We start from the raw sequence: 19354 nt of genomic DNA, 5'->3' as shown, positions 1-19354 counted from the left end.
GCCACTAGAACAGGTTCTAGGTTGGCGGCGTGCAGACACGCGCCGCCGTCGTCGAGGCCCAGGGCCAGCCGTTCACGCTGAGCGACGTCGAGCTCGAGGAGCCGCGCGCGGACGAGGTCCTGGTGCGGATGGTGGCCACCGGGCTGTGCCACACCGACCTCACCATGGGCAGCTTCCTGCCCCCGGAGATGTTCCCGAACGTCTTCGGCCACGAGGGCGCGGGCGTGGTCGAGCGGGTCGGCGCGGACGTCGCGGGGCTCGAGGCCGGCGACCACGTGGTGCTGAGCTTCCGCTCCTGCCGCGACTGCGCGAAGTGCCGCGCCGGACTCGTCGGCTACTGCGACAGCCACCTGCTGCTCAACTACATGGGCATGCGCCTGGACGGCTCGCAGCCGATCAGCCGCGACGGGGAGCCGCTGTTCGGAAGCTTCTTCGGCCAGTCCAGCCTGGCCGCGCACGCGCTGGCCTACGCCGACAACTGCGTGAAGGTCGACCCGGCGCTCGACCTGACCCTCCTCGCGCCGTACGGCTGCGGCTTCCAGACCGGCGCCGGCACCGTGCTCACCGTGCTGCGGCCCCGGCCCGACGAGTGCCTGGTGGTGTACGGCGCGGGGGCGGTCGGGCTTGCCGCGGTCGCCGCCGCGCGGGCCGAGGGCGTGGAGTGCGTCGTCGCCGTCGACCCGCTGGCCGGTCGCCGCGCGGTGGCCGAGCGGCTGGGCGCCACGGTGGTCGACCCGGCCGAGGCCGCAGACGTGGTGGCGCGGGTCAAGGAGCTGACCGGCGGCGGGGCGGCGTACGGCATCGACACCACGGCCATCCCTGCGGTCATCAAGCAGGCCCAGCAGTCGCTGGGGATCCGCGGGACCCTGGTGGCGCTGGGACTGGGCGCGGAGGAGTTCGCGCTCGACGCGATCGACCTGCTCCAGGCCGGCAAGACGGTCAAGGCCTCCATCGAGGGCGATGCGGACCCGCAGGAGATGGTGCCGCGGCTGCTCGCCATGCGCGCAGAGGGCCGGTTCCCGCTGGACGACCTGGTGGCGACCTACCCCGCCGAGGCGATCAACGACGCGGTGGCCGACGTGGGCGCCGGGACGGTGGTCAAGCCCGTCCTCGTGTGGTGATCTGCATGCTCACCATGTCCACGACCGGGACGTAGCCGATCGCGGCGTAGATCTTGTTCGAGGTCGGGTTGGCCTGGTCGGTGAACAGGCACACCCGCGAGCCGGCGTCGCGCAGCAGCCGCGAGACGTGCGCGGTGAGCGCGCTGGCCAGGCCGCGGCCGCGGTGGGACCGCGGCGTGTAGACCGGACCGACCCGGGTCACGCCGTAGGACGGGGCGTTGAAGCCGACCAGCGACACCGGCGCCCCGAGGCGGTCCTCCCACAGCCAGATCCGGCCCTCGGCGATGCGCGCGTCGATGTCGGCGCGGTCGAAGACCTCGGCCTGCGGCTCCAGCCGACCGGCCTGCTCCGCCGCGTCCGCGTGGAAGGCCTTGAACCAGGCCAGGGCGACGTCGCCGTCGGCCGGCACGGCCACGCGGGGTCGCCCGTCCGGGGCGACCCGCGGCTCGACCAGCCGCTCCAGGACGTGCAGCCGGGTGTGCTCGTGCACCCGTGCCCGCCGGCCGGTGCGCCGGGCCAGCTCGGTGGCCAGGACCTCGGCGGCCGGGCGGACGCCGTTGACGCCGGTGACGTCCTCGCCGCGGGCCACCAGCGCGGCCGCGACCTCGCGGGCCGCGGCCTCGGGCAGCGGCAGGACGTAGAGCGGGTGCGGCGGGAACGGCGCGGCCCGCATGGCCACGCCGCACACCTCGCCGGCGGCGTCGCCGACGCTCAGCCACCACCGCGGGTACGCCGGCGGGGTGGGGTCGTCGAGGGCCCGTGCGGTCACCGAGGCGACGACCGTGCCCAGCACCGGGTCGGCCTCGAGCAGCCCGCCGGCCCGGCGCAGGAACGCGGCCGGGTCCTCGGTGAACTCGAGGGTGAACGTCACTGGAGCGACGCTAGTGGGACCCTCCAGACGGCCTGCAGGGACCCGAACGTGGCCCGCACGCCGGCGTGCGGCGGTGGCCCGAAGCGGTAGGCGTAGGTGGCGTCGGCGAAGCGCCCCAGCAGGGCCTCGACGCCCGCGACGTGGTGGCCGTGGGCCGGCACCTCGACCTCCACCTCGGCCGCCTCGCCGTCGGTGCCGTCCTCGCGCAGCAGCGCGACGCGGAGCGTGCCGGTGACCGGCTCGGGCCCGTCGTTCGCCACGTGCACGTCGAGCCCGTTGAGCCCCTCGTCGACCAGCCAGACCGCGGTCGGCTGGAGCACCGGCGCCAGGACCCGGGCGGCCGGCTTGGGCCGTCCGGTGTGGTCGAGCAGACCCCAGCCCGCACCGGGCTCGAGGTCACGCAACCACAGCACGATCCCGCCGCCGCAGCCGGACTCCGGACGGCGCCACTCGCCGAACACGTCGGCCATCACCTCGCCGGTGACCCGCTGGGCATCGGCCTCGGTCGCCTCCGGGCCGTACCGCACGCGCAGGTAGTGCTCGCGCACGTCGGCGAAGTCCCAGTCCGCGCCGTTGTCCCGGGGCACGCCGCCGGCGACGACCGGGTCGGGCAGGTGGCTGAAGGCCAGGCACTCGGCGGCGAACCCGACCCGGCTGTGCCGGGCGTCGGGCAGGTCGCGGAGGTAGGCGCCGACCCCGAAGTACTGCGCGATGCCGGTGTCCACCCGCGTGACCGGGTCGCCGCCGGACGGGCTCGAGTCGACCCACACCGCGTCGAGTGGGGAGGCCTCGACGACCGGGCGGAGCAGCGCGGCCAGCTCCGCGGCGTACCCGGTGGACGGGCTCACGCCGAACATCGCCGCCTGCTGCTCGTGCTCGGCTGACCCGCAGACCACCGCCGTCGACGGGTGGGCGGCCAGCCGGGCGGCGTGGTCGGCGACCTCGGCCTCCACGGTGGCCACGAAGCCGTCGTCGGCCAGCGGGTAGTCGAAGGTCGCGAACGCCAGGTCCTGCCAGACCAGGAGCCCGAGCTCGTCGCAGCGCTGGTGGAACGCGTCGGACTCGTAGGCCCCGGTGCCGGGCACGCGGACCAGGTTCAGCCCGAGGCGCGCCGCCTCGTCCAGCGCGTCCGGCGAGCCCGGCGTCCACACCGCGCCGCGGGCGAAGACGCGCACGCCGTTGACCCAGAGCTCGAGCGAGTCCGGCGAGCGGTTCTCCACGGTGCGGAAGCCGACGCGGCCCACGACCTCGCCGTCGACCCGCACGTCGTGCAGCGTCGGGGTGCCGTGGGTGTGCGGCCACCAGAGCGCGGCGTCCGCGATCTCCTCGTGGCGGGCGCCGTCGACCTCGACGACCCCGGTCGTGCCCTCGAGCCAGGCGCGCAGCCGCGGCCGGCGCGGACCGAGCGTGATCGGCTGGTAGGGGCCGACCACGGGCGGACCGGGCGAGAAGCCGGGCGCACGGCCCAACAGCTGGGTGCGGACCCAGCGCAGCCTGGACTCCTCGACCAGCATGGTCCGCCACCGCTGCCGGGGCCTGGTCGGCAGCTCGGCGAGCAGGTCGGCCAGCGGGTGCACGACGACCCGGACCTCGTGCTCCCCCGGCTCGAGCGTGACCTCGTGCCGCTCGAAGGCCGAGCGTCCGCTCGCGACCTCGGCGCCGTCGACGAGCAGCGACCACACCGTGGCGATCCCGCCCACCTCGAGCACGTCACCCGCGGCGGCCGTGCAGCGTGCGACCCACTCGTGCCGCTGGGCGTCGGCGTCCGGCCCGGGCTCGGGCGTCAGCCGCTCGAAGGCCAGGACCGCCCGGCTCACGAGACCAGCGCGTCGAGCTCGGTGAGGGCGGCGTCGTAGGCCTCGGCCATCGGGCCGACGACGCCGGCCGCGTCGAACTGCCGCTGGCGGGCCAGCCGGAAGAGCAGCATCTTGGAGCCGCCGACCACGTCGTCGAGGTGGGTCGCGGCCTTCTCGCCGTCCTCCTCGAACAGCCAGCGGACGTGCCCGGCCAGCAGCTCCATCGAGGCCCCGACCATGCGCGGGTTGTGGAAGGCGTAGGCGTTGTAGTCGGCCGACGAGCCGGCGATGAGCGCGGGCAGGTCGGCCTCGAGCTGGGCCGAGAACCGGAGGAACGGGTTGTCGCCGGGACGGCGGGCCAGGTAGCCGGCGAGCAGCTCGCGGGCCACCGCGCGCAGCGCGTCACCGGTCGGGACCGGCCCGGCCTGCGGCCGGATCAGCTCGACGTACGTCGGGAGGTGCCCGTCGCCGGAGTAGGTCGCGAACAGCTGGTCGTAGTCCTCGCCGGCCAGCTCGTGGTAGCCGGTGTTGTGGAAGTAGCGCAGGACCCGCGCGTCCTCGTCGATGGACTCGGCGATGATCGTCGACTTCACGTGGTCGGTGCGGTAGCTCGTGGCCGCCACGTCGGGCAGGTAGAAGGAGTCGACCTCCGGCATCACGGTCTGACCCGCGGCCAGGCGGGTGGCGATGAGCGTCGGGAAGCCGCGGTAGGGCTGCACCTCGTGCAGGTCGATGCCGTAGAGACGGAACAGGTCGCCCGGCGTGGGCTTGAAGAAGCTCCACTGGTCGAGCTCGAAGTCCGAGGCCACCGCGCCGCCCATCATCGCCTCGGGCTCGAGGCCGGCCGACTGCACGAACTCGACCAGGCAGTCGACGTAGCAGTTGGTCTCGGAGTAGGTCCGCTCGTCACTGTGGATCGGGTGCTCGGCGTACGACGACGGGTCGAGGTCGAACAGGCTGATCACGAGGCGCTCCTCTTGCTCACGGGGTCTTGCTCAGGGTGCGGTCCAGGAACTCGGTGGCGCGCTCGTAGCCGACGAGCTGCGCGCGCCGGGTCAGCAGCGAGTGGTCGAAGTCCTCGCGGGACTCGAAGCGGAAGCCGAACCGGCGGCGCATCCACCAGAACAGCGGGCGCAGCGCGTAGACCTCGGTGAAGTGCTGGGCGTCGTCGGGACAGGCCACGATCTCCACCGGGGTGCGCCGGCGCAGCACCCGCCACGGCACCAGCAGCGGCGCGTGCCAGACGGCGAGCTCGCGGTAGATCCGCCACAGGCCACCGGCCAGGATGCGGTGGGTCTCGGCCAGCCGGGCGAAGGGGCGGTTGGGCAGCATCGCCGCCCGGCGGCGGTCGGTGTAGACCGGCGTGCCCTTGGCCGCGGGGTAGAGGGTGAGCCGCGGGTTCATCGCGAAGATGCCGTCGACGTGCTCCCACATCGCGACCTCGAAGGCCGAGTAGGAGCCCGAGCACAGCCCGACCAGCGCGACCGGCACGCCGTCGGTGCGCAGCGCGGAGACGACGTGGCGCATGTCGTCGATCCACTCCGGCGCGAACGGCCGGTCGTCGGCCTGGCCGGGCAGCGTCGGGCTGTCGCCGACGCCGCTCTGGTCGATGCGCACCACGCGGTAGCCGCGCGCGGCCCAGCGGCGTGCCCACTCGACCCACCGGCGGCCGGGGCCGATGTGGTGCTCGGCGGCCACGTTGACCAGCACCACCCACGGCTCGCGGCCGGTCGGCTCGAGCGGCTCGTCGGCCAGGCCCACGATGCCGTCGGGGCCGAGCCGGGTCAGCCGCTCACGGACCGGGACGGCCGCGTCGGGCTCGGAGCCGACGACGACGGCACGCTCGGCGTCGGGCGCCTTGACCGGGACGGCCTCCTGACCGGCCACCTGCTCGGCCAGGAAGGCGACCACGCGCCGCAGGGCGTCCTGGGGCACCACGCTCAGCTCGGGGGGTACGTCGAGCAGCTGGCCCTGGCCGCCGGCGGCTGCGGTCTCCAGCGTCTCGAGGCCGAGCCGCTCCAGCAGGGCGGGGACGCTGGGCCGGTCGTCGCGGGTCAGCAGCAGCACCCGGTCCGCGAGCCGGCGGTCGGCCGGCAGCTTCCCGAGGTCGACCGAGCGCAGCGCCGTGGCCGTCTCGGTGTCGTACTGGAAGCCGGGGGTGTGCCGCAGCCCGTCGTCCGGCGGCTCGAGGGTGGCGTTCTCGCCGAAGCCGTAGAGCGCCTCGCCCTCGCGCAGCCAGGTCCGGCCCGAGACGCACGGGTCCCAGCAGACCAGCGCCGAGAACGGCGCCTCGGCGGCGCGGGCGCCGGCCAGGGTGGCGCCGAGCCGCATGCCGACCGCGGCCACCGAGGGCACACCGAGGTCGAGCAGGTGCTGGCGGGCGGCCTCCACGCTGTCCAGCCAGGCCGCGACCCGGCCGGGCTCGTCCTGGAGACCGGCGGAGTCGCCGGTGCCGTCGTAGTCGAAGCGCAGGGCCACGATGCCGGCCTCGGCCAGGGCCTGGGCCAGGCGCCGGAAGGTGCGGTGCGCGGCCCGCCCCTCCTCGCCCATGGGCGGGCACAGCACGGCGCCGCCGCGGGCCAGTCCGTCCGCCGGGCGCGAGACCCACCCGAAGAGCGGACGCTCCTCGGGACCGAACCACACCTGCGTGTGCTCGGTGGCCCCCCTCTGCTCCCCGTTCGTCACGCCAGCGCCAGGTGCGCCTTCACCTCGGCCGGCCACGCGTCCACGTCGGTGCCGTGGGTGGCGAACAGCGCGAGGGCGATGCGGTCGAGCCCGAAGCCGATGCAGGCGCTGTGGGCCGGGGAGCCGTCGGCCAGGTGCAGGCCGAAGGTCTCGCCGAAGTGGTCCTCGTGGTAGTTCGAGGAGCCGATCGCGGTGGGCTTGACGTCGGTGAGGTCGACGACCATCTCGTACTTCAGCTGGGAGTCGAGCTGGTTGACCGCCAGCATCTTGCCGACCCGACCGAAGAACGGGTCGTTGGCCGCTTCCGAGCGCACCGGCAGCCCGAGCTGCTGGAGCGCGGCCAGACCGCGCTCGAGCCACTCGTCGCGGTGGGCCAGCGATTGCTCGGGGGTGCCGACCTTGACGTACTCGTAGATGCGGAAGATCTGCATGCGCGCCGGGTCCAGGCTCGGCTCGTGCCGGAAGGACCAGCCGCTGCACTCCTCGTCCAGGCCGTCGGCCGGGACGTCGGTGGGCAGGTTGCCGTAGAGCGGGTGGCAGACCGACGAGGGCAGCACCACCTCGGCGGGGGTGAGGTGCGCGGTCCAGTCGCCGCCGTCCTCCAGCACGGCGAGCAGCGCGCGGTGCTCCTTGTCGCCGCCGGTGAAGACGTCGATGGAGCCGACCAGGTCGGGGAAGGAGCGGACGTAGTCGGTCTTGAGGAACTCCTCGCGCGGCATGATCGGCGGGAACCACCGGCGCGGCGCCCCCTCGACCACGGCCTGGGCCATGACGTGGCCCTCCACCCCGCGCAGCACCCGCTCCCAGTCCCAGGAGCGGTGGTAGACGCCGTCGACGGCGGTCTGGAAGATCGTGCCGCCCTCGACCAGGGCCTCGCGCAGGTCGTCGGGGGTGGCGTACGGCGCCCCCACGTCAGAACTCCCGCTGCACGAGCGCGAGCTGGGCGGTGTTGCCGGCGATCCGGTCGTTGTTCACCATCACGGCGGCGCCGTGGGCGTCGCGCAGGATCCGGCCGAGGGAGTACTCGGTGTCCTCGCGGTAGCCCTGGATGCCGCAGATGAGCAGCGCCTGGTTCACCACGTCGACCACCTCGGTCGAGGCGGAGATCTTGAGGGTGTTGATGGCGACCATGAAGTCGACCGCGCTGGTGGCGTCGGGGTCGTCCATGACGTCGAGGTAGCGCGACATGAGGGACTCCACGTTGCCGGCGAACTCCTGGCGGGTGACCATCAGTGCCGCCAGCCGGGCCGCGCCGGGCGGCACCGTGCCGGGGCTCTTGCGGGCCGCCTTCTGCACGTAGCGCTGCGCGCGCCAGGAGGCCTCCTCGGCCAGCCCGAGCCACAGGCTCGACCACAGCAGGTGCGCGGTGGGGAGCATCGTCTGCGCCGAGACGTCGCCGAACGGGTCGTCCAGGATCAGCGCGACGTCGCCGGTCGCGGTGAGCGTGAAGCCCAGCGAGCAGGTGCCGCGGAAGCCCATGGTGTCCCAGCCGCTCAGCGGCTCGAGGGTCACCGCACCGGACTCGCAGACGGCCAGGACCTGGTCGCTGGGCGGGGCGTCGGCGTCGCGACGCGCGGTGGTGAAGATCGCGTCGGCGTACTGGCCGTAGGAGATGACCGGCGCCTGCTTGGTGACCTGGAACTGGCCACCGTCGCGCTCGACGTAGCAGGTGGAGTTGCGGGTGTTGCCGCCGATGCCGATCTCGGTGGTGGCGCTGGCCAGCAGCAGCTGCTCGCTCGCCACGCGCCGGGCGTAGTCGCGCAGCGCCTCCGAGCGGCCGTGCCGGACCAGGCAAGCCACCTGGATGTGGTGCATCGCCAGGATCATGGCCGAGGAGGCGCAGTAGCGGCCGACCGTGCGGACCACGGCCGCGGCCGCGCGCAGGTCGTGACCGAGACCGCCGAGCTCCGTAGGGACGAGCGCGCCGAGCAGGCCCTCGGCACGGAACGCGTCGACGGTCTCCTTGGGGAAGCGGCCCTGGAGGTCGACGTCGGCGGCGTGGATCGCCGCCGTCTCGCGGCCGATCCGGTGGCCGAGCGCGGTGGCGTCGGCGACCGAGATCGTCGAGGTCGAGGTGGGCATCAGGCGCTCACCGCGGACTCGGCCCCGTCGACGCCCATCTCGGCCAGCGCGGCGCGGATGTTCGCGATGGAGGCGAAGGTGCTCTTCTTCAGCATCTGCTGGGGGAACTCGATGTCCCACTCGTCCTCGCAGGCCAGCATGACGGTGACGGACGCGTGCGAGGTCATGCCCGCGGCGTACAGGTCGTCGGTGTCCGACAGCGTGGCGACGTCGGTGCCGAGCCGGGCGTGCTCGGCCAGGAGCGCGCGGATGGTGTCGGTGACGGACTGGCTCATGCGGTGTGGGTCCTCGGTTCTGTCTCGTGGTCGGTCTGGAGGGCGACGGCGACCGCGAGCGCGTGGTCTCCGGAGTGGCTGAGGCTGACGTCGATGGGGCCGAGGCCGGCGTCGGCGGCGAGGTCGGCGGCGAGGCCGCTGAGGCGGACCACGGGCCGGCCGTGCTCGTGCGCGATCTCCACCGAGCGGGGGTCGACGCCGTCGGCGGTGCCGATCAGCTTGAGCACGGCCTCCTTGGCGGCGAAGCGGGCGGCCAGCGAGGGGGCGCCGCCGGTGCGGCCGGCCTCCTGCTCGACGGGGGTGTAGACACGGTCGAGGTAGCGCGCGCCGAAGTCGCGGACGGCGACGCGCACGTCGTCGATCCGCTGCAGGTCACACCCCGTCCGGGCCCGGGGCGCCTGGTGCGGTGTCCGCATGGCTGCACTCCCCCTCGACTTGTCGTTGCCCCCACACTGCGCCACTGATCAGGCTAACCCTGCAGGTCAGCGCGCATCCCGTTTTCGGCGCAGCCGCGCTCAGACCTACGATTTGGCCATGACCGAGACCCAGCAGGACCAGGCACCGGAGACGTCGACGGCCGCCCGCGCCGTCGTCGTACCCGAGAAGCCGGCCCTCGAGGGGCTCGAGCAGACGTGGGCCGAGCGCTGGAAGGCCGACGGCACCTACGCGTTCGACCGGACCCAGGCCCGCGAGGACGTCTACTCCATCGACACCCCACCGCCCACGGTGAGCGGGTCGCTGCACGTGGGGCACGTGTTCTCCTACACCCACACCGACCTCATCGCCCGCTTCCAGCGGATGCGCGGCAAGGCCGTGTTCTACCCCATGGGCTGGGACGACAACGGGCTGCCGACCGAGCGGCGGGTGCAGAACTACTTCGGTGTGCGCTGCGACCCCTCGCTGCCCTACGAGCAGGACTACACCCCGCCCGAGAAGCCCGACCCCAAGCGCCAGGTGCCGATCAGCCGGCCCAACTTCGTCGAGCTCTGCGAGCAGCTGGCGCAGGAGGACGAGAAGGTCTTCGAGTCGCTGTGGCGCACGCTCGGGCTGTCCGTGGACTGGTCTCTGACCTACACGACCGCCGGTCCGCACGCCCGGGAGATCAGCCAGCGCGCGTTCCTGCGCAACTTCGCGCGCGGCGAGGCCTACCTGGCCGAGGCGCCCACGGTCTGGGACGTCACCGACCGCACGGCCGTGGCGCAGGCCGAGATCGAGGCGCGCGAGTACCCCGGCGCCTACCACCGCGTCTCCTACCACGCCCCCGACGGCACCCCGCTGTACGTCGAGACCACGCGCCCCGAGCTCATCCCGTCGGCCGTGGCGCTCATCGCCCACCCCGACGACGAGCGCTACCAGGCGCTGTTCGGCACCACGGCGACCTCGCCGGTCTTCGGTGTGGAGATCCCGGTGGTCGCGCACCCGGCCGCGGAGATGGACAAGGGGTCCGGCCTCGTCATGTGCTGCACCTTCGGTGACCTCACCGACGTGCAGTGGTGGCGCGAGCTCGACCTCCCGGTCCGCACCGTCATCGGCCGCGACGGCCGGCTGGCCCGCGAGACGCCCGCCTGGATGTCCACCGACGCCGCGGTCGCGGCGTACGAGCGGCTGGCCGGCAAGACCGTCTTCTCCGCCCGCGAGGAGATGGTCACCATGCTGCGCGAGTCCGGCGACCTGGACGGCGAGCCCAAGCCGACCACCCGCATGGCCAACTTCTACGAGCGCGGCGACAAGCCGCTGGAGATCGTGGCCACCCGGCAGTGGTACATCCGCAACGGCGGCCGCGACGCCGACGTGCGCGCCGAGATGCTCGAGCACGGCACCGAGATCACCTGGCTGCCCGCGCACATGAAGACCCGCTACGACAACTGGGTCTCCGGCCTCACCGGGGACTGGCTGATCTCGCGGCAGCGCTTCTTCGGCATCCCGTTCCCGGTCTGGTACCCCCTCGACGCCGACGGCGAGCCCGACTACGCCCACCCCCTCATGCCCTCCGAGGCCGAGCTCCCGGTCGACCCCTCGACCGACGCGCCGCGCGGCTACACCGAGGACCAGCGCGGCAAGCCGCACGGCTTCCTCGGCGACCCGGACGTGATGGACACCTGGGCCACGTCCTCGCTCACCCCGCAGATCGCCGGCGGCTGGAGCAAGGACGACGACCTCTTCAACCGGGTCTTCCCGATGGACCTGTGCACCCAGGCCCACGAGATCATCCGGACCTGGCTGTTCTCCCGCGTGGTGCGCGCCCACTATGAGAACCACGCGACGCCGTGGTCGCACGCCATGCTCTCGGGCTGGATCCTCGACCCGGACCGCAAGAAGATGTCGAAGTCCAAGGGCAACGTCGTCGTGCCCACCGAGATCCTCGACAAGTACGGCGCCGACGCGGTCCGCTGGCGCGCCGCGCTGGTGCGGCCCGGCATGGACTCGCCCTTCGACGAGGCCCAGATGAAGGTCGGCCGCCGGCTGGCCATGAAGGTCCTCAACGCCTCGCGCTTCGTGCTCGACGGCGTCGGCGCCACCCAGCTCAACGCCTTCCAGGTCTCCGCGCCGGTCGACTGCGCCCTGCTCGGCCGCCTCTCCACCGTGGTCACGACCGCGACCGAGGCGTTCGAGGCCTACGACTACACCACCGCCCTCGAGGTCACCGAGCGCTTCTTCTGGGAGTTCTGCGACGACTACCTCGAGCTGGTCAAGGAGCGCGCATACGGCGACCCCGACTCCCCCGGCACCCAGTCGGCCCGGGCCACCCTCGCCATCGCGCTGCAGGTCCAGCTCCGGCTGCTCGCGCCGTTCCTGCCCTACGTGACCGAGGAGGTCTGGTCGTGGTGGCAGGAGGGCTCGATCCACCGCGCCACCTGGCCGAGCCAGACCGACCTCGGCGCCGCCGCGGCCGCCGACGCCTCGACCCTCACCGCCGTCTCCGCCGCCCTCATCGGCCTGCGCGGCGCGAAGTCGCAGGCCAAGGTCTCGATGCGCCACGAGCTCACCCGGGTGACCATCACCGGGCCGGAGGCCCAGGTCCGGGCGGCCGAGCAGGCCGCCGACGACCTGCGCACGACCGGTCGGGTCTCCGGCGACCTGGACTTCGTGGTCGACGACGGGCTCGCCGAGCTGCGGGTCGACGCCGAGCTGGCGCCGGTGGCGGAGCAGTCCTAGCGGCCGTCACCGGCCGCTAGACGCAGGGGCCCTGGCCGAGCAGGCGCAGGCCCTCGCGGTCGCCGTCGCCGAGCGTGGTGCGCCCGACGTTGTCCTCGTTCATGAGCTCGCCGGAGGAGTGCACGTGCGCGAGGCCGAGGACGTGGCCGAACTCGTGCAGCAGCACCGCCAGCGCCTCCGCGTGGTCGCCGCGCTCGGCCAGGTAGGCGTAGAAGTCGCGGGACAGGGCGATGGCGCCCGCCACCCAGTAGCGCGTGCCGCCGGGGGCGGTCATCGCGTAGCTGCCACCCAGGCCGGCGACGTCGTCGGTGAGCTGCTCGATGGCGGTCGCGTCCTGCCAGGAGACCACGACCGGGTCGGTGGGGGTCACCGGCGCGGCCTTGAAGTTCCAGTTCGGCGCGTAGCCGCCGAAGGAGCCGGTCACCACGATGTCGAGCCCCGTCGCGGCGCGCACCTGGGCCACCGCCTCGCGCACCAGTGACTCGGCGTCGGGCGGACCGCCGGCCGGGTAGACGGCGACCTGCACCTGCTTGCACGAGCTGTAGGTGACCGGCCGGCCCTGCTCGGTTTCCATGAACGCGTAGTCCGGCCCGCCTCCGATCGAGGGCAGCACCCGCGGTCCGTAGACCACGAGGAGGAGCACCACGCCCACCACGACGGGCACCACCCGCGCAGCCCGGCTCGGGCCGGTCCCGGGCACCGGCCGTCGGCGTCGCTGGCGGCCCACCGCGGGCTCGACCCGCAACGTCGCGGACGCCACGCGCTGGCGCTGCTCGAGGTCGCGCACGATGCGGTCGTACGCGCGGGCGCTCACCCCCGCCTCGGGGCTCGACGCCCCGTCCCCCGGTGTCTGCGGCTCGTCCATGGCCGGACGAGAGTACGGTCAGGAGGCCCTGGCGCGGGTCGGTTCAGTGCAGACCCTGGGGTCTACTGCTCGGGCAGCTGGTCGGGGTCGCCCTGCGCGCGGGCCCGGCGCGCCTGGTCGCGGATCCGGGCCTTGACCGTCCGGGTGAAGACCGCGGCGACGGCGAGGGCGACGCCGACCACGCCGGCGGCGACCGGGCCCATCAGCACGAGCTCCTCGGGGCTCTTGAGGACCAGGCCGCACAGGTAGACCACCAGGCCCACGGTCAGCAGGAAGAACCCGATCCGCTTCTCGGCCAGCAGCTGGGCGTGGGTGGAGATCGCGTCGTCCTCCCCCACCGCCGAGCCCTCCTCGCCGATCTCCTCGCGCAGCTCGACGATCGACTCGGCGTTGTGGGCGTGCGACAGCACGCCCGCCCCCACCAGGTCCAGGGCCACGCCGCTCACCAGGAGCACTTCGGTCACCAACGCCATGCCGCATCCTCGCGCAGCGCCGTGTGACGCGCGAGGGGTGGCGTGCGTCGGAGAGGGTGGACCACGAGCCGGGGAGGGACATGACCAGCAGCAGCCGGGGCGCGGAGCGCGACCGCGCGTTCACCGACTTCGCGCGGGCGCGGATGCCGGAGCTGTACCGGCGGGCCTGGCTGCTCTGCGGTGACTCGCACAGGGCCGAGGACCTGGTCCAGGAGACCCTGGCCAAGGTCTACGTGCGGTGGGGACCGGCGATCGCCAACCCCGCGGCGTACGCCCAGACCGCGCTGACCCGCACCTGGATCAGCCAGCAGCGCCGCCGCTCGAGCCACGAGCGGCCGGTCGAGCACGTGCCCGAGCGCGCGGTCGCCGGGCCCGACGACGTGCTGCGGCTGACGCTGCTCGCGGCCCTGGACGAGCTCGAGCCGCTCGACCGGGCCGTGGTCGTGCTGCGCTACCTCGACGACGCCTCGACCGAGGACGTCGCCCGGCTGCTCGACCTCACCAACGGCGCGGTGCGCAACCGGCTGCTCCGCGCGTTGCGCCGGCTCCGCGAGCGCCTCGACCTGCCCCTGTCCGACCTGATGACCGGAGGGATCCTCCCGTGACCGACACCGAGCTGGGCCGCCTGCTGCGCGGCCTCCCCGACGAGCTGGGCCCCGCCGCCGCCGACCGCCTCCTCTCCGAGGCGATGGCCGACGGCGCCCGGCGACGGCGCGGCCGGCGGCTCCTCGTCGCCGCCGGCACCGCCGGCAGCGCGGCCGCGGTGGTCGCCGTCGCCGTGGCGGTCACCGGTCTCACCGCGCCCCGCGCGGCCGTGGACCCGGCTCCCGCCGTGGCCACGAGCGCACCGGCCGTGCCCGTGCCGACCGCGACCCCCACGCACTACGCCGAGGGCTCGGCGACCGAGGTGCCCGGCGGCCCCGTCATCGCGACCGACCGCTCGGTGGTCGACGACGCGAGCCTGCGCGCCGCGCTGCTCGACCTGCTGCCCGCCGACCGGGTCGCGGACCTCGAGGTCGCCCACACCTGGTCCTCCGACCCCACCCACATGGCCGACACGACCCGCAACGGCCGCGCGCTCACCTTCAGCTTCGCCGGCGGTGGCGCCTCGGTGACCATCCAGCGCTGGGACGGGTACGCCGCGGTCGGGATCGCCTCTCCGGGCGACGGGCTCGCCTCGAGCCTCGACGGGGACCTGGAGCAGCGCGTCGCGCTCACCGCGCGCGAGGCGTGCCAGGGCGCCTACCGGGCCTTCCCGCCCCTGGACTGCACCCAGGACCCGGGAGGTTGGCGCTCGGTCAGCCACCCGAGCCAGGGCGCCGACGCACCGGCGAGCCACCAGGAGCTGTACGTGCGGCTCTTCACCGACGACGGCTACGTGATCACCGTCGACTCCTACAACACTCCGGGCGAGAAGGCCGGCGACGTCGTCGCCGACGAGCCGGTGCTCAGCCTGGACGCCTCGCTCGCCCTCGCCCGCAGCGAGGCGTGGTTCACCACGCCGTGAGCGGTCCCCGCCCGCGCGAGGCGGTGACCAGGGAGGAGACGGTCGGCTGACCGTCAGGTCAGGCGGACTTCTTCTTCTTGGTCTCGGCCTCGCGGGGGACCAGGGTCGGCGCCACGTCGTCCATCACCGTCTCCTCGGTGACGATGACGCGGGCGACGTCGCCGCGGGAGGGCACGTCGTACATCACGTAGAGGAGGACCTCCTCGATGATGGCGCGCAGGCCGCGGGCGCCGGTGCCGCGCTCCATGGCCTTGTCGGCGATGGCCTTGATGGCCCCGTCGGTGAACTCCAGCTCGACGCCGTCGAGCTCGAAGAGCTTCTGGTACTGCTTGACCAGGGCGTTGCGGGGCTGGGTGAGGATCTGGACCAGGGCCTCCTGGTCGAGCTTCTGCACCGCAGCGATGAGCGGGAGCCGGCCGATGAACTCGGGGATCAGGCCGAACTTGGTGAGGTCCTCGGGGCGGACCTGCTGGAGGAGGTCGTCGGCGTCGCGCTCCTCCTTGCCGCGGACCTCGGCGGTGAAGCCGAGGGTCTTCTTGCCGACGCGCTGCTCGATGATGTGCTCGAGCCCGGCGAAGGCGCCGCCCACCACGAACAGGATGTTGGTGGTGTCGATCTGGATGAACTCCTGGTGGGGGTGCTTGCGGCCCCCCTGCGGCGGCACCGAGGCGGTGGTGCCCTCGATGATCTTGAGCAGCGCCTGCTGCACGCCCTCGCCGGAGACGTCGCGCGTGATCGAGGGGTTCTCCGCCTTGCGGGCCACCTTGTCGATCTCGTCGATGTAGATGATCCCGGTCTCGGCCTTCTTGACGTCGTAGTCGGCGGCCTGGATCAGCTTGAGCAGGATGTTCTCGACGTCCTCACCGACGTACCCGGCCTCGGTGAGGGCGGTGGCGTCGGCGATCGCGAAGGGCACGTTGAGCATGCGCGCCAGGGTCTGGGCGAGGTAGGTCTTGCCGCAGCCGGTGGGGCCGATCACCAGGATGTTGGACTTGGCGACCTCGACGACCTCCTCCTTGGAGTGCCGTCCGCTGGCGGGCTGGACGCCGGCCTGCACGCGCTTGTAGTGGTTGTAGACCGCCACGGCGAGCGACTTCTTCGCCTGCTCCTGGCCGATGACGTAGGAGTTGAGGAACTCGAAGATCTCGCGGGGCTTGGGGAGCTCGTCGAGGGAGACGTCGGTCCCCTCGCTCAGCTCCTCCTCGATGATCTCGTTGCAGAGGTCGATGCACTCGTCGCAGATGTAGACCCCAGGGCCCGCGATGAGCTTCTTGACCTGCTTCTGGCTCTTTCCGCAGAAGGAACACTTCAGCAGGTCGCCACCATCACCGATGCGGGCCACTAGGTGCCTCCTCCTCCACTGTGATCATCACCGCAGTGCGTCCCGAACGGTACCCCGTCCCACACCTGTGTGGTGGTGGGACGGGGCCGCGTGTCCGGTCGGCCTGTCGATGACGCGGGTCGTCCGACGGTCAGCCGGCGTTGAGCGCCGGGGTCCCCTTGAGGGACGCCAGCACCGAGTCGATGAGGCCGTACTCGACGGCGCCCTCGGCGGTGAGGATCTTGTCGCGCTCGATGTCGCGGCTGACCTCGTCGATGCTCTTGCCGCTGTGGTCGGAGATCATCTTCTCCAGCAGCTCGCGCATGCGCAGGATCTCGTTGGCCTGGATCTCGATGTCCGAGGTCTGGCCGAAGGTGCCCTCGGTGTAGGGCTGGTGGATGAGGATCCGGCTGTTGGGCAGCGCCAGCCGCTTGCCGGCCGTGCCGGCCGCCAGCAGGATCGCCGCCGCCGAGGCGGCCTGACCGATGCAGACGGTCTGGACGTCGGGCTTGATGAACTTCATCGTGTCGTAGATCGCGGTCAGCGCGGTGAACGAGCCACCGGGGCTGTTGATGTAGATGCTGATGTCCTGGTCGGGGTTCATCGACTGCAGGCACAGCAGCTGGGCGATCACGGCGTTGGCCACGTCGTCGGAGATGGGGGTGCCGAGGTAGATGATGCGGTCCTCGAACAGCTTGGCGTAGGGGTCGATGCGGCGGAAGCCGTACGACGTGCGCTCCTCCCACTGCGGGATGTAGTAGTTCATGCTCGGGGAGAGCTCGGGCGTGTTGGTCATGAGGGGTCAGTCCTTCTGCCGCGCGGGGCGGCCGTCGTCAGCAGCCTCGCGAGCGCTGGTGATCACCTGGTCGACGAGGCCGTAGTCCTTGGCCTGGTCGGCGGTGAACCACCGGTCGCGGTCGGCGTCGGCCTCGATCTGCTCCACCGACTGGCCGGTGTGCTGGGCGATGAGCTCGAGCAGCACCTTCTTGATGTGCAGGGACTGCTGGGCCTGGATCTTGATGTCCGAGGCCGAGCCGCCCATGCCCGAGGAGGGCTGGTGCATCATGATCCGCGAGTGCGGCAGGGCGTAGCGCTTGCCCTTGGCGCCGGCGCAGAGCAGGAACTGGCCCATCGAGGCCGCCAGGCCCATGCCGACGGTCGCGACGTCGTTGGGGATGTAGTTCATGGTGTCGTAGATCGCCATGCCGGCGTCCACCGAGCCACCGGGGCTGTTGATGTGCAGGAAGATGTCGGCCTCGGGGTCCTCGGCCGAGAGCAGCAGCAGCTGGGCGCAGATCGCGTTGGCGTTCTGGTCGCGCACCTCGGAGCCGAGGAACACGATGCGCTCGCGCAGCAGCCGCTGGTAGATGTGGTCGTCGAGCACCGCCATGCCGGCGCCGCCGCCGGCCGTCGGGCCGGTCAGCCCGGGAGTCTGTGCAGTCACGTTGCGACCATAGCCGGGCCGGGGCCCGGTTCCACGGCGTGTCCCGCCTTGTTCGCTCAGGGCAGAGGAACGGCGGGTCCGGCCTGGTCCGGCGCGTCCTCGACCAGCCGCTTGAGCCGGGCCACGGACTGCGCCATCCCGGCCTCGAGCTCGTCGGCGTGGCCGCCCACGCCGCCCAGGAACGCCCGCGCGAACGCCGCGCTCAGCGGCGTCAGGCGCCGCGGCACCGGCCGCCGGTGCACCACGCGCGTGCCGCCCTCCCCCGCGGGGGCCAGCTCCCAGATCCACCGCGCTCCGCTGGAGGTGGTGTCCCACGCCAGCCGGCGCTCCGGGTCCACCGCGCTCACCACGTTGCGGGTGGGCCACACCGCGGCCCGGCGACGGTTCAGCCCGACGTACCACTGACCGGGGCGGAGCCCGCCCGGCTTCACCGGCACCATCCGCACCAGCTCGTCGGAGAGCTCGGGCATCCGGCGCACGTCGGACAGGACCCGCCACACCCGCGCCGGGGGGCGCGTCGATGCTCGTCTCCGCGCGCAGCTCGCGGTCCGGCTCGCCCCCTCCCTCGGCCTCGCTCACGCCAGCCAGTCTCGCAGCGCGCGGTGGACGTCGGGGTGGTTGAGCAGCCCGAAGTGGTCGGTGCGGCCCACGTGCAGCACGTCGGCGCCGGGGAACAGCGTGCGCCGGCGGTCGCGGCCGTACGCCGAGCGCGGCCGCACCAGCAGGTCGCCCACCAGGTCGCCCACCGGGTGGCGCCGGTCGCGGGTCAGGGTCGCGGCCACCAGGTGGTAGCGCGCGTGCGGCAGCGGCGGCACGTCCTCGGCCAGCCCCGCCACCAGGTCGTGCACGCCGCGCGAGCGCCAGTCGAGGATCCGCCCGAACGCCGCCGTCTCCTCCAGCGCCTGCAGGGCCCGGCTCCCGTGCCCGACGCCCCACGCGATCGGCGCCCCCAGGTGCGGCGTGCCCAGCGTGACCACGTCGCTCACCCGCTCCGCCCACGGCCGCTCGACGTCGCTCATCACCGCGCCCGCCGCCCGGATCACCAGCCCGCCGAGCGAGTGCCCCACCAGCGCCACCCGCTCGACCTCGACCGGCCACGCGTCCACCAGCCGCTGGCCCAGCGAAGCCAGCGCCGCGCCGTTCTCCCGCAGCCCCAGCCCCGTGTTGGCCCGCAGCATCACCGGCGTCCACCCCCGCTCGGCCAGCGCGTCGGCGTACGTCGGCGCCGTGGCCCGCCCGCGGTCCCAGTAGGACTCGTTCTCGCACAATCCGTGCAGGAACAGCACCAGCCGGCCGGTCGCCTGCGGGAACGCCTTCCTCAGTGCCTCGGTCTCCAGCTCGACGTCCGCGCCGTCGCGCCGGACCGCCATGGCGATGGCCATCTGGGGCCGCTCCCGCAGCAGCCGGTCCCCGATCAGCCCGTTGACCGCCGCGTTGACGAACCTGCCGCGGGGGTCGGCCTCCAGCCGCGGGCCGACGCCGGTCGCGGCCAGGCGGTCCAGGGCCCGGCTCGCGCCGGACAGCGACCCGGTCAGGCCCCTGTAGACGGTCGTGGTGATGCCGCGGTGCAGCGGCCCGGCCGGCGTGCGGCCCAGCACCGCCAGGTGGGTGTCCCGCACCGTCCGCACCACCAGCTCGTCGCCCACCTCGGCCAGCAGCGACAGCGCGTCGAGGACGGTCGGACCGGGTGCGGTCGTGCTCATGCGGTCACCGTAGCCGCTGAGTGAACAGTCGTACACCGCCGCGCCGCGCGACACC

Annotated in this window: 19 protein-coding genes; 4 read left to right on the top strand and 15 right to left on the bottom strand. The window is 73.2% G+C overall.

Annotation, left to right across the window (positions count from 1 at the left end; all coding sequences use genetic code 11):
* The first annotated feature begins 29 nt into the window (after window positions 1-29).
* Window positions 30-1121 (top strand): NAD(P)-dependent alcohol dehydrogenase, encoded by a 1092-nt coding sequence (locus G5V58_RS04910; protein WP_165229261.1) that lies wholly within the window; start codon window positions 30-32, stop codon window positions 1119-1121.
* Here the strand turns inward: G5V58_RS04910 and G5V58_RS04905 are convergent.
* Genes G5V58_RS04905 through G5V58_RS04870 form a run of 8 tightly spaced genes read right to left on the bottom strand, consistent with a single transcriptional unit; the run spans window position 1099 to window position 9246 of the window.
* The gene (locus G5V58_RS04905; RefSeq protein WP_165229259.1) at window positions 1099-1992 is read right to left on the bottom strand and encodes a GNAT family N-acetyltransferase; all 894 of its coding nucleotides are present in this window, start codon (window positions 1990-1992) and stop codon (window positions 1099-1101) included. The two genes, G5V58_RS04910 and G5V58_RS04905, sit on opposite strands and share 23 nt — an antisense overlap.
* Window positions 1989-3809 carry a glycoside hydrolase family 2 protein gene (locus G5V58_RS04900; RefSeq protein WP_165229257.1) on the bottom strand — a complete coding sequence of 607 codons (1821 nt, stop codon included), beginning with the start codon at window positions 3807-3809 and terminating at the stop codon, window positions 1989-1991. Before G5V58_RS04900 ends, G5V58_RS04905 begins: the two co-directional genes overlap by 4 nt.
* Window positions 3806-4753, bottom strand: coding sequence for a DUF1839 family protein (locus G5V58_RS04895; RefSeq protein WP_165229255.1), 948 nt, complete (start codon window positions 4751-4753; stop codon window positions 3806-3808). Before G5V58_RS04895 ends, G5V58_RS04900 begins: the two co-directional genes overlap by 4 nt.
* Window positions 4754-4769: 16 nt before the next feature.
* Window positions 4770-6431: an alpha/beta fold hydrolase gene (locus tag G5V58_RS04890; protein WP_165229253.1), complete on the bottom strand. Its 1662-nt coding sequence runs from the start codon at window positions 6429-6431 to the stop codon at window positions 4770-4772.
* Window positions 6432-6469: 38 nt separating this feature from the next.
* Window positions 6470-7384 (bottom strand): amino acid--[acyl-carrier-protein] ligase, encoded by a 915-nt coding sequence (locus G5V58_RS04885; protein ID WP_165229251.1) that lies wholly within the window; start codon window positions 7382-7384, stop codon window positions 6470-6472.
* Window position 7385: 1 nt separating this feature from the next.
* Window positions 7386-8555: an acyl-CoA dehydrogenase family protein gene (locus G5V58_RS04880; protein ID WP_165229249.1), complete on the bottom strand. Its 1170-nt coding sequence runs from the start codon at window positions 8553-8555 to the stop codon at window positions 7386-7388.
* Window positions 8555-8830, bottom strand: coding sequence for an acyl carrier protein (locus G5V58_RS04875; protein WP_165229247.1), 276 nt, complete (start codon window positions 8828-8830; stop codon window positions 8555-8557). Before G5V58_RS04875 ends, G5V58_RS04880 begins: the two co-directional genes overlap by 1 nt.
* The gene (locus G5V58_RS04870; RefSeq protein WP_165229245.1) at window positions 8827-9246 is read right to left on the bottom strand and encodes a holo-ACP synthase; all 420 of its coding nucleotides are present in this window, start codon (window positions 9244-9246) and stop codon (window positions 8827-8829) included. Before G5V58_RS04870 ends, G5V58_RS04875 begins: the two co-directional genes overlap by 4 nt.
* Window positions 9247-9364: 118 nt before the next feature.
* Here G5V58_RS04870 and valS point away from each other — a divergent pair, with 118 nt between their 5' ends.
* Window positions 9365-11986, top strand: a complete 2622-nt coding sequence (gene valS, locus G5V58_RS04865) for a valine--tRNA ligase (RefSeq protein ID WP_165229243.1) — start codon at window positions 9365-9367, stop codon at window positions 11984-11986.
* 16 nt (window positions 11987-12002) lie between these two features.
* Here valS and G5V58_RS04860 read toward each other — a convergent pair whose 3' ends face one another.
* Window positions 12003-12851: a matrixin family metalloprotease gene (locus G5V58_RS04860; RefSeq protein ID WP_165229241.1), complete on the bottom strand. Its 849-nt coding sequence runs from the start codon at window positions 12849-12851 to the stop codon at window positions 12003-12005.
* A gap of 62 nt (window positions 12852-12913) precedes the next feature.
* A complete protein-coding gene (locus G5V58_RS04855) occupies window positions 12914-13324 on the bottom strand; it encodes a hypothetical protein (protein ID WP_165229239.1) in 411 nt (136 codons plus the stop codon).
* A gap of 80 nt (window positions 13325-13404) precedes the next feature.
* Here G5V58_RS04855 and G5V58_RS04850 point away from each other — a divergent pair, with 80 nt between their 5' ends.
* Together G5V58_RS04850 and G5V58_RS04845 are read left to right on the top strand one after the other, a co-directional pair.
* Window positions 13405-13929, top strand: a complete 525-nt coding sequence (locus tag G5V58_RS04850; protein ID WP_165229237.1) for a SigE family RNA polymerase sigma factor — start codon at window positions 13405-13407, stop codon at window positions 13927-13929.
* Window positions 13926-14831 (top strand): hypothetical protein, encoded by a 906-nt coding sequence (locus G5V58_RS04845; protein WP_165229235.1) that lies wholly within the window; start codon window positions 13926-13928, stop codon window positions 14829-14831. The genes G5V58_RS04850 and G5V58_RS04845 overlap by 4 nt, the downstream gene beginning before the upstream one ends.
* Before the next feature lie 58 nt (window positions 14832-14889).
* Here G5V58_RS04845 and clpX read toward each other — a convergent pair whose 3' ends face one another.
* The 5 genes from clpX to G5V58_RS04820 all read right to left on the bottom strand — a co-directional run bounded on the left by clpX (window position 14890) and on the right by G5V58_RS04820 (window position 19299).
* Window positions 14890-16173, bottom strand: coding sequence for an ATP-dependent Clp protease ATP-binding subunit ClpX (gene clpX / locus G5V58_RS04840; RefSeq protein WP_165229233.1), 1284 nt, complete (start codon window positions 16171-16173; stop codon window positions 14890-14892).
* Between the two features lie 130 nt (window positions 16174-16303).
* Entirely contained in the window at window positions 16304-16918 is a 615-nt protein-coding gene (locus tag G5V58_RS04835) for an ATP-dependent Clp protease proteolytic subunit (RefSeq protein WP_165238658.1), read from the bottom strand.
* A gap of 36 nt (window positions 16919-16954) precedes the next feature.
* The gene (locus tag G5V58_RS04830; RefSeq protein ID WP_165238656.1) at window positions 16955-17542 is read right to left on the bottom strand and encodes an ATP-dependent Clp protease proteolytic subunit; all 588 of its coding nucleotides are present in this window, start codon (window positions 17540-17542) and stop codon (window positions 16955-16957) included.
* A 110-nt stretch (window positions 17543-17652) separates the two neighbouring features.
* Window positions 17653-18066 carry an SRPBCC family protein gene (locus G5V58_RS04825; RefSeq protein ID WP_230487095.1) on the bottom strand — a complete coding sequence of 138 codons (414 nt, stop codon included), beginning with the start codon at window positions 18064-18066 and terminating at the stop codon, window positions 17653-17655.
* Between the two features lie 105 nt (window positions 18067-18171).
* Window positions 18172-19299, bottom strand: a complete 1128-nt coding sequence (locus G5V58_RS04820) for a PGAP1-like alpha/beta domain-containing protein (RefSeq protein ID WP_165229229.1) — start codon at window positions 19297-19299, stop codon at window positions 18172-18174.
* Window positions 19300-19354: the final 55 nt, after the last annotated feature.

This window comes from Nocardioides anomalus (genome assembly GCF_011046535.1).
GTDB lineage: Bacteria > Actinomycetota > Actinomycetes > Propionibacteriales > Nocardioidaceae > Nocardioides > Nocardioides anomalus.
The sequence above is the reverse complement of the archived record's forward strand: the minus strand, read 5'-3'. Positions and strand labels throughout refer to the sequence as shown.

Excerpts from the sequence above, each read along its gene's own strand:
- G5V58_RS04880 (WP_165229249.1), bottom strand. The coding sequence starts at position 8,555 with ATGCCCACCTCGACCTCGACGATCTCGGTCGCCGACGCCACCGCGCTC.
- G5V58_RS04875 (WP_165229247.1), bottom strand. The coding sequence starts at position 8,830 with ATGAGCCAGTCCGTCACCGACACCATCCGCGCGCTCCTGGCCGAGCAC.
- G5V58_RS04870 (WP_165229245.1), bottom strand. The coding sequence starts at position 9,246 with ATGCGGACACCGCACCAGGCGCCCCGGGCCCGGACGGGGTGTGACCTG.
- valS (WP_165229243.1), top strand. The coding sequence starts at position 9,365 with ATGACCGAGACCCAGCAGGACCAGGCACCGGAGACGTCGACGGCCGCC.
- G5V58_RS04860 (WP_165229241.1), bottom strand. The coding sequence starts at position 12,851 with ATGGACGAGCCGCAGACACCGGGGGACGGGGCGTCGAGCCCCGAGGCG.
- G5V58_RS04855 (WP_165229239.1), bottom strand. The coding sequence starts at position 13,324 with ATGGCGTTGGTGACCGAAGTGCTCCTGGTGAGCGGCGTGGCCCTGGAC.
- G5V58_RS04850 (WP_165229237.1), top strand. The coding sequence starts at position 13,405 with ATGACCAGCAGCAGCCGGGGCGCGGAGCGCGACCGCGCGTTCACCGAC.
- G5V58_RS04835 (WP_165238658.1), bottom strand. The coding sequence starts at position 16,918 with ATGAACTACTACATCCCGCAGTGGGAGGAGCGCACGTCGTACGGCTTC.
- G5V58_RS04830 (WP_165238656.1), bottom strand. The coding sequence starts at position 17,542 with ATGGCGGTGCTCGACGACCACATCTACCAGCGGCTGCTGCGCGAGCGC.
- G5V58_RS04825 (WP_230487095.1), bottom strand. The coding sequence starts at position 18,066 with ATGCCCGAGCTCTCCGACGAGCTGGTGCGGATGGTGCCGGTGAAGCCG.
- G5V58_RS04820 (WP_165229229.1), bottom strand. The coding sequence starts at position 19,299 with ATGAGCACGACCGCACCCGGTCCGACCGTCCTCGACGCGCTGTCGCTG.